Raw genomic sequence first — 13,569 nt, 5'->3', positions numbered from 1 at the left:
TGTCGTCTCACTCATCAAAAGCCCCGCGCTCGTACGCCAGGTATTCGGGCGAGCCCGGGAAGCGCCGCCGCAACTGCGCCACCAGGCTGGCCTCCATCGAGCGTTCGCCCAGTTTACGCTGTACCCGCAAGGCGAGCCACAGTGCATCGGCGGACAGGTTGTCGAGCTTCGACACCTCTGTCAGGCGGTTAACGAAAAAACCGGCGCGCTGATAGTCGCGCCGCTCGAAGTAGACCCGCGCCAGGCCGCTCGAGACGGCCGGCAGGTCGGGGTTGTAGCGCAATGCGTCGAGCAGGTAGCGCTCGGCCGCGTCCAGCTTGCGTGTTTTCAGGCTGCACATGCCTGCGTTCACGAGCGCGCTCACCGGCGTCTTGTAGGTCGGGTTCTTCAGCGCCGCGTCGAACTGGCGCATCGCCTCTTGCGGGCGGTTGGCCGTCTGACACAGGAAGGAGCCGTAGTTGTTCGCCAGTTCCGGGTTGCCCGGCGCCAGGCGCAGCGCGTGCTGGTAATTGTCGTCGGCCAGCGGCACCTGCCCCATGGCCGTGTAGATCAGGGCGCGCATGCCGTAGGCGTCGGCATAGCCGGGATCGGCATTGATCGCCTGCTTGATTTCGTCGAGGGCGATGTCGTACTTGCCCTGCTGGTAGTAGCCGACCGCCAGCTGCAGGCGGATGTTGGCGCGCTTCTCGGTGGCAGTCTGGTCGGAGGCGGTCTTCAGTTCGCCGCCGCCGCTGCCGGCGCCAGTGCCGGCGCAGGCCGCGAGCAGGCACAACGCGCATGCAGCGGCGAAGTGGCGTCCGATCGTCCGGCCTGGCACAGCCTGGTTCAAGAAGGAATCTCCACGATGCGCCCGAAGTCGGCGCCGAATTTCTTCTGGTATTCCGCCATCTTTTCCATGCGCTGGGCGACCTTGGTGCGGTCCTGCACTTCGCCGGCCAGCTGGCCGCAGGCGGCGTCGATGTCGTCGCCGCGCGTCTTGCGCACGGTGGTCACGATGCCGGCGTCCATCAGCACCTGGGCAAAGGCCTTGATGCGCGGATTTTTTGAGCGGAACAGGCCCGACTCCGGGAACGGGTTGAACGGGATCAGGTTGAACTTGCAGTTGATGCCGACCACCGGATCGTTCACCAGCGCGATCAGTTCGCGCGCATGCTCGTCGCTGTCGTTGAAGCCGTCGAGCATGCAGTACTCGAAGGTGATGAAGTCGCGCGGCGCGAATTCGAGATAGCGCTTGCAGGCCGCCAGCAGCTCACGCAGCGGGTATTTCTTATTCAGCGGCACCAGGATGTCGCGCAGCGCATCGTTCGAGGCGTGCAGCGAGACGGCCAGCGCCACCGGGCAATCCTGGGACAGCTTGTCGATGTTGGGCACCACGCCCGAGGTCGACAGGGTCACGCGGCGGCGCGACAGGCCGTAGGCGTTATCGTCGAGCATGAGTTTCAGCGCGGTGACGGTCGGCTCGTAGTTCAGCAGCGGCTCGCCCATGCCCATCATCACGACGTTGGTGATCTGGCGTTCGCCCTTCGGGCCCGGCTCGATGCCCTTGGTACGGCGCAGTTCGAACTCGGCCATCCACAGCTGGCCGATGATCTCGGCCACCGTCAGGTTGCGGTTGAAGCCCTGCTTGCCGGTCGAGCAGAAGCGGCAGTTGACGGCGCAGCCGGCCTGGGTCGAAATGCACAGCGTGCCGCGGTTTTCTTCCGGGATGAACACGGTTTCGACCGCATTGCCGTTGCCGACGTCGACCAGCCATTTGCGGGTGCCGTCGCTCGAGGTGTTGTCGCTGATGATGCCGGGTGCGCGCACCTCGGCACGGGTTTTCAGTTTTTCGCGCAGCGACTTGGCCAGATCGGTCATGTCGTCGAAGCTGGCGGCTCCGAACTGGTGGATCCAGCGCTGCAGCTGCTTGGCGCGAAACGGCTTCTCACCCAATTCGGCGCAGTAAGCGACGAGTTGCGCGGGATCGAAGTCCAGCAGGTTGGTGAGAGTCGTCATGTTGTTCCTAAATACTAAAAAGTGATGCAACCCCGCTCGCCGGGCCTGGGGCATCAGGCGAGCGGTGCGTACTACAGAAAATCGATTACTTCAGTTCTGGGAAGAAGTAGGCGATTTCGACTTTGGCAGCTTCGACAGCGTCCGAACCGTGCACGGCGTTGGCATCGATCGAATCGGCGAAATCGGCGCGGATCGTGCCTTTTTCAGCTTTCTTTGGATCGGTCGCGCCCATCAGGTCGCGGTGCTTCAGGACGGCGTTTTCGCCTTCCAGGGTCTGGATCATGACAGGACCCGACACCATGAAGTCGACCAGGTCTTTGAAGAAGCCGCGCTCTTTGTGGGCAGCGTAGAAACCTTCAGCCTGCTCGCGCGACAGCTGGGTCATACGGGCTGCGACGATCTTCAGGCCAGCTTGCTCGAAGCGGGTGTAGATCTGGCCGATCACGTTTTTTGCAACTGCATCTGGTTTGATGATCGACAGGGTGCGTTCGATTGCCATGTAAAAACTCCAATAAAAAGAAAGGTTTAAATCGAGAAGAAGAGAACTCAATCAACCTTTGATTTTACCATACCTCGCCCCATATAGCCGATATTGCGGCGGTGGAGGCCGAAGTGGTAGAGTGGCGGCGAAAAACCGCCTTGTCAACGTGACCAGCCGCCGGCGGTCTCCTTAGGGATCGCTTAAGGATGGCAATACGCGCGCGGCGCCATGCTATGCTTGAGTGGCAATACATCTTTATCAACCGGAGGCAACATGAATCCCATCCTGCAAAAGCAACCCGCTTACGACGTGGCCGTAGGCCAGGTCACGCGCAACAAAGTCCTGCGCAACACCTTCTGGCTGCTCGCGCTGTCGATGATCCCGACCGTGTTCGGCGCCTACATCGGCGTCGCCACCGGCTTCGCAATGCGCGGCGGCATGGGCTTCATGTTGACGCTGGCAATTCTTTTCGGCTTCATCTTCGCCATCGAAAAGACCAAGGAGTCGGGCCTCGGCGTCGCCTTCCTGCTCGGCATGACCTTGTTCATGGGCGTCATACTCGGCCCCTTGCTGACCCACACGCTGGGCTACCGCAACGGCGGCCAGCTGATCATGACGGCCTTCGGCGGCACCGCCTGCGTGCTGGCCGTCATGGCCACCATCGCCACCAATACCAAGCGCGACTTCTCGCGCATGGGCAGCTGGCTTAGCGCCGGCGTGGTCGTGCTGCTGCTGGCCGGCATTGCCAACATCTTCCTGCAGATCTCGGCACTGTCGCTGGTATTCTCGGTGCTGGCAGTCGGCATCTTCTCGGCCTACATCCTGTACGACGTGCAGCGCATCGTGAACGGCGGCGAGACGAACTACATCACCGCCGCCCTGTCGATCTACCTCGACGTGTACAACATCTTCAGCAACCTGCTGGCCCTGCTGGGCTTCGCGGGCGGCAGCCGCGACTGAGCGGACTGGCCGAAATGAAAAAGCCGACCCGAGGGTCGGCTTTTTTTTGCGCTTTTCGTAGGGTGGGCACTCTGTGCCCACGCGGTGATACGCGGCGGCGAGATCGTCGAGCACGATAACGGAATCGGTGCGTATCACCGCGTGGGCGGAGCCCACCCTACGATCACGCCAGTTCGAACACGCCGATCGACTCGACGTGCGAGGTGTGCGGGAACATGTTCACCACGCCCGCCTTCTTCATCACATAGCCTGCCCGGTGCACCAGGATGCCGGCGTCGCGCGCCAGGGTCGAGGGGCTGCACGAGACGTAGACGATGCGCTGCGGCAGGAATTCGGCGTGGCCGCCTTCGCGCAGCTCGGCCAGGGCAGTCACCAGCGCGATCGCGCCGTCGCGCGGCGGATCGATCAGCATGCGGTCGAAACGACCCAGGGCGACGAGGTCCTCCGCCGTCGCCTCGAACAGGTTACGCGTATAAAAGGTCGTCTTTTCCGACAGGCCGTTCGCTTTCGCGTTTTCCAGGGCGCGCTCGCTCAGGATTGCGCTGCCCTCGATGCCGACCACTTCGCGCGCCTGCGTCGCCAGCGGCAGCGTGAAATTGCCGAGGCCGCAGAACAGGTCGGCCACGCGGTCGTTCGGCTGCACTTCCAGCAGCGTCAGCGCCTTGTGCACCAGGGCGCGGTTGATCTGGTGGTTGACCTGGGTGAAATCGGTCGGCTTGAAGGGCATGCGCACGCCGAACTCGGGCAGCGTGTAATACAGCTCCTTGCCCAGTGGGTAGAACGGCGCGACCGTTTCCGGCCCCTTGGTCTGCAGCCACCACTGGATGCCCCATTGGTCGGCAAAGGCCTTGAGCAGCTCCTCATCCTTGTTGCTGAGCGGCGCCATGATGCGCAGCACCAGCACCGTCGTTTCCTCGCCGACCGCCACTTCGATCTGCGGTACCCCGTTGTAGATCGACAGCGAACCGATCAGCTCGCGCAGCGGCATCAGCATGGCGCCCAGGTGCGGCGGCAGGATGTGGCAGAACTTGATGTCCGCGACAAAGGCCGAGGCGCGCTCGTGGAAGCCGACCAGCACCGTGCCCTTCTTCGCCACGTGGCGCACGGACAGGCGCGCGCGGAAGCGGTAGCCCCAGGTCGGGCCATACATCGGACGCATGATGTTTTCTGCTTTTACCTTCGACAGGTGCCACAGGTTGTCTTCGAGCGTGCGCTGTTTCATCGCCACCTGCGCCGTCGGTTCCAGGTGCTGCATCGAGCAGCCGCCGCAATAGCCGAAGTGCTCGCAGCGCGGTTCGACCCGCATCGAGGAAGCGCGCTGCAGCGTGACCATGCTGCCCGCTTCCCAGTTCTTCTTCTTTTTCTTGACCTCGTAGCTGACGCGCTCGCCCGGCAGTGCGTCTTCGACAAAGACCACCTTGCCCTGGGAGCCGTCCTCGTTCTCGAGGTGGCCGACGCCGCGCGCATCCGCGTCGAGGGATTTGATTTCGATGAAAGTTTCTTGCATTGGGTATGGGGGCGCATGGCCCACGCAGAATCGTGAATGTAGGGTGGGCGCCCCGTGCCCACGCGGACGCATGAACAGTGGAAGGCGGATCCAGGAATGAGCCAGGCGCCGGAATTCGGCCTGCTACCGTCGCGCAGGACCCAACGGCGGTAATATCCAGCTCACAAGACCGGCGGCATCATAACAAGGAATCGCGCACGACGCCACGGGCCGCCATCGCCCGCTTCAGCTTGACCAGGGCTTCCTGCTGGATCTGGCGCACCCGCTCGCGCGTCACGCCCATCTCCTCGGCCAGGGTCTCGAGCGTGGCCGGGTCGTCGTTATCCAGGCCGAAACGGCGCATCACGACCAGGCGCTGCTTTTCCGGCAGGCGCGTCAGCCAGTCACGCACCAGTTCGGTCATCTCGTGCTGCTCGGCGCGGGTATCGGGGCCGTCGTCGGCCTCGCCCGGCAGCATGTCCATCAGGCTCGAGCCCGGGTCGTTGTCGAGCGGAGCGTCGAGCGAGGCCGCATGCTCGGACAGGGCCAGGATGTCCTGCACCTCTTCCGGGGGGCGTCCGACCAGGCTGGCGATGTCCTCGATGCTGGCGTCCTTGCCGTCGTGGTGCTGGGCTTCCAGATGGTATTTGGCGCGCAGCACGCCGTTCAGTTCGCGCACCATGTGCACCGGCAGGCGCACCGTGCGCGCCTGGTTCATGATCGCGCGTTCGATGCTCTGGCGGATCCACCAGGTGGCGTAGGTAGAGAAACGGAAGCCGCGCTCGGGCTCGAACTTGTCGATGGCACGCATCAGGCCGATGTTGCCTTCCTCGATCAGGTCGAGCAGGACGACGCCGCGGTTGATGTAGTGCTTGGCGATCGAGACGACGAGCCGCAGGTTATGCTCGATCATCTTCTGGCGGGCTTCGAAGTCGCCCGCCTTGGCCAGGGTCGCGTAATGCGATTCCTGCTGGGCCGACAGGAGCGGCCGGGTACCGATCTGGTTCAGGTAATGCTGGGTGGTGTCGGTCGAGAGCTCGGCCGCAAGCACTTTCTTGAGTTCGTCGACGCTGTCGACCTCGGCGGCCGCGCCGGGCAGCAGTGCGTCGGCATCGGCACCGTCAGTGACTGCTTCGGCAGCGAAACTCGACGCGCCCTCCCCCTCCAGTTCGTCAGGCAGTTCGTCTGAAGCGTCTCTTTCCTGAGAGTGCGGCGGCAGCGTCATTAACCCTCTCTACGAGCATATGAAAAAATCGCCCTGGCGCTTTTTTCCACACGCCCTAACGGCTGGGCAGGAACCTCGACGGATCGACCGGTTTACCCTGCTGGCGAATCTCGAAATGCAGCTTCACCGTCTCGGCGTCGGAATCGCCCATCTCGGCGATTACCTGTCCCTTGGCCACGTTGTCGCCTTCCTTCACGACGATGGCGCGGTTATGGGCATAGGCCGACAGCAAGCTGTTGCTGTGTTTGACGATGACGAGGTTACCATAACCTCGGATACCGCTACCAGCGTACATTACTTTACCGGCGCCCGCCGCCATGACTTGCTGTCCCGCGCGGCCCGCGATGTCGATGCCCTTGCTCTTGCCTTCGTCGAAGGTGGCGATGATGCGGCCGTCCGACGGCCACATCCAGCTCAGCTTCTCGTCGTCGGTCGCGGTGACGGTGCTGCCGACGCGCGAACCGGTGACGGCCGCGGCGGCGGCAGGCGACGGAGCCGCGGCGGCGGCCACGGTCTCGGCGCGCTCGCCGGCCTTGTCGCTGCGCGGCGCCTCGGCGGTATCTTCATACGCCTTCTTGTCGGCGCGCGGCGTGGTCTTGCGCGGCACCGCCGGACGGCTTTCCGGCGGCATCGGCACCGGCTGGGTCACGACCGCCGTGCTGGCCTGGCGCTCGGGCGCGACACGCAGCACCTGGCCGACCTTGATGTCGTCCGGGTCGCTGAGGTTGTTCCAGGTGACCAGGTCGCGGTAGCTCTGGCCGTGGTCGAAGGCGATGCGCAGCAGCGTGTCGCCACGGCGCACGGTATAGGTGCCCTTCGCGTCCGGGCGCGCTTCTTCGGTGCGGACCGGCGCCGGGCGCGGCTTGGCGGTGGAGGAACCGACGGGACGCTCGATGATCGGCGCCTGGCGCGAGGTGGTGGTACAGCCGGCAACCAGGCCGAGCGTGAGAGTCAGCAGGACTAAACGGGGTGTTTGTTTCATTCTCATCTAATATTTGTTACGTACGTGGCAGCGGCGGCGATCAAGCGGTGCCCGGGCGAAGCGGCACGAAATGGCAGGCTTCCAGGGTTTCGCTGGTCCACTCCGACTTGCCGGTACGGGTGATCCGCTGCAGGTGTTGAACCTGGCCGCCGACCGGGGCCACCAGGCGCGCGCCGATGGCGAGCTGTTCGAGCAGGGCGCGCGGTACTTCCATCCCGGCCGCGGCGAGGATGATACCGTCGAATGGCGCAACTTGCGCGAGCCCGAGCATACCATCTCCGTAGTGCAAGCGCAGATTGGACAGGCGCAGGGTGCGCAAATTGGCCTTGGCGAGCTCGTGCAAAGGCTTGATGCGCTCGATCGAATACACCTCGCCGGCGACCCGCGCCAGCACCGCCGCCTGGTAGCCGCAGCCGGTGCCGATCTCGAGGACGCGGTTCATCTGTTTACCGTCGCGCATGGCTTCTATCATGCGCGCCACGATATACGGCTGGGAAATCGTCTGGTGGTGGCCGATCGGCAGCGAGGCGTCGATATACGCCTGGCTGGAGAGCGCCGGCTCGATGAACAGGTGGCGCGGCACGGCCTCCAGGGCAGCCAGCACGTGCTGGTCGCGCACGCCCTGCCCCGCGACCCGCGCCACCATGGCGCGGCGGAGCGCTTCGGTGGCCATCAGGTCCGAGCGCTGGGCGGTGGGCGCGCTCCGGGTAGCCGACGGCGCATAGCCGGGCAGCTTCGGGCCCGGTTGCGGCGCCTTCGGCAGCGGCGCGCCGCCGACGGCGCGCGCCGCATTCTGGGTCGCGGTCTGGGGCGTGGCCACCGGCGCCGGCGTCGTCGGCTTGCGCGCGCCACCGCCCGTCACCGAGGACAGCGGCAAGGGAAAGGTGCTGCCTCCCGTGGTTTTGCTGCGGTCGTTCATGCGAGTCCCTGTTTCAGCAAGGCGAGCTGGGATTGGTGCGTCAGGTCGATCTGGAGCGGCGTGACCGAGACCAGGCCCGTCGACGTGGCGTGGAAATCCGTGCCCTCGCCCGCATCGCGGCAGGCGCCCGGCGCGCCGATCCAGAAGATCTCGCGTCCGCGCGGATCCTGCGAGCGGATCACGGGCTCGGCCTGGTGGCGGCGCCCGAGGCGGGTCGGGGTGAGCGGGCCGAGCGCCTCGTAGGGCAGGTTCGGGATATTTACATTCAGCAGGAACGGCGACGGCAGCATGTCGAACTTGCGCAGCACCACATCGCGCGCAACGCGCGCGGCCGAATCGAGATGTTCCCAGCCGTGGTGGACCTGGGAAAAGGCGATCGCCGGGATCCCGAACAGATAGGCTTCGGTGGCGGCGGCGACGGTGCCCGAATACAGGGTGTCGTCGCCCATGTTCTGGCCATTGTTGATGCCGGAGACGACCAGGTCGGGCAAGGCGTCGCCCATGCCGGTCAGCGCGATGTGGACGCAGTCGGTCGGCGTGCCGTTGACAAAATAGAAACCGTTGGCGGCACGGGTCACCGTCAGCGGACGGTCGAGCGACAGCGAGTTCGACGCGCCCGAGCGGTTGCTGTCGGGCGCGACCACGATGATTTCGGCGATGCTCGCCAGGGCTTCCGCCAGGGCGTTGATACCAGGGGCGAGATAGCCGTCGTCGTTACTGATAAGAATTCGCATCCAGCGATTTTACCTGAAGCAACGCTTTGAACACGCATCCGGGGCAGATAAATTCTGGGCTGCGGGGCGTAGCGGCGTTGCACTGCAACTACGCTAAGCCCCGCGGTTTTCATTTTTATTACGGCGTAGCGGCGTTGCACTGCAACTACGCTAAGCCCCGCGGTTTTCATTTTTATTACGGCGTAGCGGCGTTGCTCTGGAACTACGCACGCCCCGCGGTTTTCATTTTATTACTGGCGTAGCGGCATTGCGTTGTAAGTACGCCATGCCGCGCTATTTTCAATTTTATACCTGTCGGCACACACGTCAGCGCATCGCCAGCGGCCGCCCGCCCGCGGCCTCGATCAGCGCGCCTTCGAGCGAGGCCACCTCGTCCTCGGCAAAGGCGAGCAGCGCATCCTTGTCGTTATCGTCCTGGTACACCTGCTTGATCAGCGCCACCCCGCGCCGCCGCAGCGGCTGGGCGACCGAGGGCCGCAGGATGATTTCGCGCAGGCTGTCGGCGAGCTGGCGCGCCTCGCGTGCCCGTCCTCCCTCGACCAGCTTGTGCAATTGCCCGAGCTTGTGTTCGAGCGGCTCCTGCCCCGCCGGGCCGGAGCTGGCGCGCCCGTCCGGGGCCCGCCCGCCGCCCGGATCGCGGGTGCCGGGCAAACTCGCGCCCGGCAAGCCGGCCGGGCTGTCATGGGCCCCTGCCGACATCGCGCGCAGCTGCAGCAGGCGATTGCCGCCCTCCTCCACGCTCTGCTCGAGCCGGCGCGCGGCGACGCTGTGCCCCTGGCTCGACAGGGTCTGGGCCAGCATCTGCTTGCTGCGCAGGGTTTCGTGGTCGTCCATGCCGCGCAGGCGTTCGTGCAGGCTGACCACGTGCTGCTGCAGGCGGCGCGCTTCTTCCAGCTCGCCCTGCTGGCTCAAGGTCGAGGCCAGCCGCAGCAGCACCCCCAGGGTATCCGGATGTTCGGAGCCGAGGCGCTGCTCGCGCGCCACGGCAAGCGACTGCTGCATGTCGCGCACCGCGCCGAGATCGCCCTGGGCGGCAAAGATCTCGGCCAGGGCCTCGCGTGCCTGCAAGGTGACCGCGGCGTCCATCCCGGCCTGGCGCTCGCGCACGCGCACCACGCTCTCCTGCAGCTTGCGCGCGTTGCCGAGGTCGCCCATGTCGCGCAGCAGCGTGGCCAGCTGCTGGGTGCAGCGCAGCGTGTCTTCATGTTCGGTGCCGAGCATGCGCTGGCGTCCTTCGAGCACCTGCTCGTAGAGCATGCGCGCCCGCGAATACTCGCCCTGCAGGGCCAGTGTCCGGGCCTGGGCAGCGACGGCATCGAGGGTGGCGATCTGGTCCGGGCCGTACAGGCGTTCGCAGGCATCGAGGACGGCATCGTGCAGGCCGAGCGCGGCGCCGAATTCTTCCTGGCGCGCGAGCGTCGCGGCCAGGCCCGAGCGCGCGGCCAGGGTTTCCGGATCGTCGAACCCGGCCGCGCCGGCGCAGTGCTCGACCAGCGCCTCGTACTGCTGGCGCGCCTCGGGCAGCCGGCCGCTGTCGCGCAGGGCGGCGGCCAGCGCCGCGCGGCTGGCGCGGGTGTCGGCATGCGCGTCGCCCAGCAGGCGCTGGCGCAGCGTGGTGCTCTCGGCGAAGCAGTCGCAGGCGCCCGGCAGGCGTCCTGCGTGCAGGTACAGCTCGCCCAGGCGCAGCAGCTCGCGCGCCAGCAGCACCGCGTTCGGATCGAAGGCGGCATGCCCGCCGGCGTGACCCTCATGGCCCGCTGCATCCTCACGGCGCTCGTTCGCCGCCAACCGTGCGCGCGCCGCCTCGACGGCGTCGAGCAACTCGATCTCGAGGCGCGACTGCCACGGAAAGCGCCCCGCCGCAGCCCAGCCGAGCAGCGCCTCGATCGCGCGCGTCTGCGACAGGCGGTCGCCATCGCGTTCGGGCAGCGCGCCGACATGCAGGGCCGCGCCGCAGGCCAGCGCACCGTGCAGCTGGACTTCGTCGAGGTAGCTGTCGAGCGAGACCTGCGCCATGCCGTAGCAGTTGCGCAGCAGCTGTTCGAGACGCGGCTGGTAGCCGGCCACGCCCTTGTGCAGGTCGCCGCGGCGCCACAGCAGGCGGCGCTCGGCGTCGACGCCGTCGACGCCGCAGGGCACCGGATACACCAGTAGCGGACGCTGGGCCTCTTCATGGCTGCAGCGGTACTCGATGGCGCGCGTGACGACGCCGGCCAGGCCCTCGAGGCTGCGCCCGTTCGGCGTGAACAGGCCGACCAGGCGGTCGGGCAGCAGCGTGGTGCAGACGCTCACCGCGGCCGAACGCCCGCCGCGGCAGTCGATCAGCACGTGGCGGAAGTGGCGCGTCAGGTGCGCGGCGAAGGCGCGGAACAAGGCCGGGCAGGCCGCGAACAGGCCGTCCCAGTCCATGCGGTCGGCGCGCTCGCCGAAGCTGTCGTCGAAGCAGCCGGCCCGCATCAGGTACAGGGTGCGGCTCTGGTCGACGCGTTCGACATAGGCTTCCCAATCGATCGCCTCGAGCACCAGGCGCGCGCGTTCCTCGTGGTCGTCGCCCCCTGTCCGTCCGAGCGTTTTCAACTGCTCGCGGCAGGCTTCGAAGTATTCGAGCAGGCCGGGCCGCGCCAGGCCGGGCCGCGATGCCTCGGCGCGTCCCGCCTCGCCGCGCGCGCCTCCGTGCCGGCCGCTGGGGCCGCCCCCGCCCGCGCCTGGTCCCACGCCCCGGCCCACGCCCCGGCCCTCGTCGGCGTGCGCCTGTTCGTAGCGCTCGTCGCGGGTCGGGAACAGGTGGTGCAGGCCCGGCGCCTCGGTGTCCCAGTCGATCATCAGGACCGGGGTGGTCGCATTCTGGCGTCCGGCCAGCAGCACGGCGCTGTCGGCCAGTGCGATGCTGCGCGCGGCGCCGCTTTCGAAGGAATAGAAGGTGGTGACTTCGCCGGGGCCGCCGATCGGCGGCAGCGTCAAACGGTTGATTTCCATGAGCTCCTCATTTTTTGGGGAAGGTGAGATCCGGGACGGCACGCCACTCCGGTGGGACATCGGGGAGCACGAATTGGTTGCAGTCATGCCCGGGGGGCATGGTCATTTTCTGGTACTGGTAGTGGGTGGCGATCCGCTTCACCATCTTGCCGATATCGGGTAGAAAATCCGGGTTCGATTTCAGGTCGGCCGTGGCCATCGTGAAATGCGAAAAATCCACATAGAAGGTCGAGGACGCGATCTGCGGCGGCAGCCGGTCCGGGTGCTGGGTCATGATGACCGGAATGATCAGGTGGCTGGGCAGCGTGTACCACTGGCTGCGCTCGGCCTCGATCTGGCGCATCGCCGCGTATTCGCGCCGCGTGTACGGGTGCGCCTCGTATTTCGGCGTGTAGATGAGGATCATGCAGACGCTCTCGCACATCGCGCGCGCGATCTTGCCGTCGAGGTCATCGCCGCCGCCGAGCTGCTCGGTGTCGACGAAGAGCTCGTCCTCATTGTCGAAATAGGGTTCGAGGTAGCAGCGCAATGCGTCGGCCAGCGCGCTCTTGAAGCGCTTCATCAAATCGTGTCGCCCGTGGGCGTAGCTGAAGAAACAGCCGTACCGTATCGCCATTGCCATTCCTCCAGTCAAGACGCTGCTGGGCCGCATGCGCATCCATCACTCTAGCGCCGCGTTCCCTCATCATTTTGCGGGCGCACAAACGCGTCCGCCTCGCGGGGTCAATGCCAGCGTTAGCGTTCCCTGAGGCATAATCAACTGAATGGATAACCAATAACCAACAGGAGGAGACAGCATGAAAGCAATCGTATGCAAGGCCTGGGGCCCGCCCGACAGCCTCGAACTGCAGGACCTGCCCGACCTGGTGCCGGGCCCGGGCGAAGTCGCCATCGACGTGCGCGCGGCCGGGGTCAACTTTCCCGACGTACTGACGGTACAGGGCAAATACCAGGTGAAGCCGCCCCTGCCCTTCACGCCCGGCAATGAGTTCGCCGGCGTGGTGCGCGCCCTCGGCGCGGGCGTCAGCAACGTCGCCGTCGGCGACCAGGTGATCGGCTTCACCCAGACCGGCGCCTTCGCCCAGCAGGCGATCGCACCGGCAGCCGCCCTGATGCCGATGCCGCCCGGGATGGATTTCGACACCGCCGCCGCGATCACCCTCACCTATGGCACCTCGCACCATGCGGTGGTCGACCGCGGCCAGCTGAAGGCGGGCGAGACGATGCTGGTGCTGGGCGCGGCCGGCGGCGTGGGACTGGCGGCGATCGAGATCGGCAAGGCGCTCGGCGCACGCGTGATCGCGGCGGCGTCCAGCGCGGAGAAGCTGGAAGTCTGCCGCCAGCATGGCGCCGACGTCCTGATCGACTACACCAGGGAAGACCTGCGCGAGGCACTCAAGGCGGCCACCGCTGGCCGCGGTCCGGACGTGATCTACGACCCGGTCGGCGGTCCGTACAGCGAGCCGGCCCTGCGTTCGATCGCGTACCGGGGACGCCATCTCGTGATCGGCTTTGCGGCTGGCGAGATCCCGAAGCTGCCGTGGAACCTGATGCTGCTGAAAAGCGCCTCGGTGGTCGGCGTGTTCTGGGGAGATTTTGCGCGCCGCGAGCCGCAGAAAAACCTGGCGGCGATGCGCGAGATGCTGGGCTGGATGGCGGAAGGTAAATTGAAGCCGCTGGTGTCGAAGCGCTATGCGCTTGGCGAGACGGCGCAGGCCCTGAACGACATGGCCGAGCGCAAGGTGACGGGCAAGGTTGTCATCGTGCCGTGACCGATAACGGCTCCGCTATCGCGCCGGATGATCTCGCTG

The 13,569-nt window shown here is 66.0% G+C and carries 12 protein-coding genes; 2 read left to right on the top strand and 10 right to left on the bottom strand.

What is annotated here, in order from left to right; translation table 11 throughout:
• Positions 1 to 7 precede the first annotated feature (7 nt).
• The 3 genes from pilW to ndk form a co-directional block, all read right to left on the bottom strand.
• A complete protein-coding gene (gene pilW, locus ACI48I_RS05540) occupies positions 8 to 829 on the bottom strand; it encodes a type IV pilus biogenesis/stability protein PilW (RefSeq protein WP_227496392.1) in 822 nt (273 codons plus the stop codon).
• Entirely contained in the window at positions 826 to 1,995 is a 1,170-nt protein-coding gene (gene rlmN / locus ACI48I_RS05535) for a dual-specificity RNA methyltransferase RlmN (protein ID WP_193684946.1), read from the bottom strand. Before rlmN ends, pilW begins: the two co-directional genes overlap by 4 nt.
• An 85-nt stretch (positions 1,996 to 2,080) precedes the next feature.
• Positions 2,081 to 2,494, bottom strand: a complete 414-nt coding sequence (ndk, locus tag ACI48I_RS05530) for a nucleoside-diphosphate kinase (protein WP_193684945.1) — start codon at positions 2,492 to 2,494, stop codon at positions 2,081 to 2,083.
• 255 nt (positions 2,495 to 2,749) lie between these two features.
• Between ndk and ACI48I_RS05525 the strand changes: the two genes are divergently transcribed.
• Positions 2,750 to 3,436: a Bax inhibitor-1/YccA family protein gene (locus ACI48I_RS05525; protein WP_498573563.1), complete on the top strand. Its 687-nt coding sequence runs from the start codon at positions 2,750 to 2,752 to the stop codon at positions 3,434 to 3,436.
• A 163-nt stretch (positions 3,437 to 3,599) separates the two neighbouring features.
• On the opposite strand, the gene rlmD is transcribed toward ACI48I_RS05525, so the two are convergent.
• From rlmD to ACI48I_RS05490, 7 genes are all read right to left on the bottom strand, one after another.
• Positions 3,600 to 4,943: a 23S rRNA (uracil(1939)-C(5))-methyltransferase RlmD gene (gene rlmD / locus ACI48I_RS05520; RefSeq protein WP_498573562.1), complete on the bottom strand. Its 1,344-nt coding sequence runs from the start codon at positions 4,941 to 4,943 to the stop codon at positions 3,600 to 3,602.
• Positions 4,944 to 5,121: 178 nt separating this feature from the next.
• Positions 5,122 to 6,147: an RNA polymerase sigma factor RpoS gene (gene rpoS / locus ACI48I_RS05515; protein WP_193684942.1), complete on the bottom strand. Its 1,026-nt coding sequence runs from the start codon at positions 6,145 to 6,147 to the stop codon at positions 5,122 to 5,124.
• 55 nt (positions 6,148 to 6,202) lie between these two features.
• Complete coding sequence (locus tag ACI48I_RS05510) at positions 6,203 to 7,129, bottom strand: peptidoglycan DD-metalloendopeptidase family protein (RefSeq protein WP_193684941.1); 927 nt, start codon at positions 7,127 to 7,129, stop codon at positions 6,203 to 6,205.
• Between the two features lie 40 nt (positions 7,130 to 7,169).
• Positions 7,170 to 8,048, bottom strand: a complete 879-nt coding sequence (locus ACI48I_RS05505) for a protein-L-isoaspartate(D-aspartate) O-methyltransferase (protein ID WP_498573561.1) — start codon at positions 8,046 to 8,048, stop codon at positions 7,170 to 7,172.
• On the bottom strand, positions 8,045 to 8,782 hold the full coding sequence (surE, locus tag ACI48I_RS05500) for a 5'/3'-nucleotidase SurE (protein ID WP_193684939.1): 738 nt from the start codon (positions 8,780 to 8,782) through the stop codon (positions 8,045 to 8,047). Before surE ends, ACI48I_RS05505 begins: the two co-directional genes overlap by 4 nt.
• 306 nt (positions 8,783 to 9,088) lie before the next feature.
• Positions 9,089 to 11,758, bottom strand: a complete 2,670-nt coding sequence (locus ACI48I_RS05495) for a tetratricopeptide repeat protein (protein ID WP_498573560.1) — start codon at positions 11,756 to 11,758, stop codon at positions 9,089 to 9,091.
• 7 nt (positions 11,759 to 11,765) lie between these two features.
• The gene (locus ACI48I_RS05490; RefSeq protein WP_193684937.1) at positions 11,766 to 12,374 is read right to left on the bottom strand and encodes a toll/interleukin-1 receptor domain-containing protein; all 609 of its coding nucleotides are present in this window, start codon (positions 12,372 to 12,374) and stop codon (positions 11,766 to 11,768) included.
• A gap of 181 nt (positions 12,375 to 12,555) precedes the next feature.
• Between ACI48I_RS05490 and ACI48I_RS05485 the strand changes: the two genes are divergently transcribed.
• Positions 12,556 to 13,530, top strand: coding sequence for an NADPH:quinone oxidoreductase family protein (locus ACI48I_RS05485; protein WP_498573559.1), 975 nt, complete (start codon positions 12,556 to 12,558; stop codon positions 13,528 to 13,530).
• Positions 13,531 to 13,569 lie beyond the last annotated feature (39 nt).

The sequence above is a fragment of the Massilia sp. LXY-5 genome (assembly GCF_059801075.1).
This window is presented reverse-complemented; position numbering and strand designations above follow the sequence as displayed.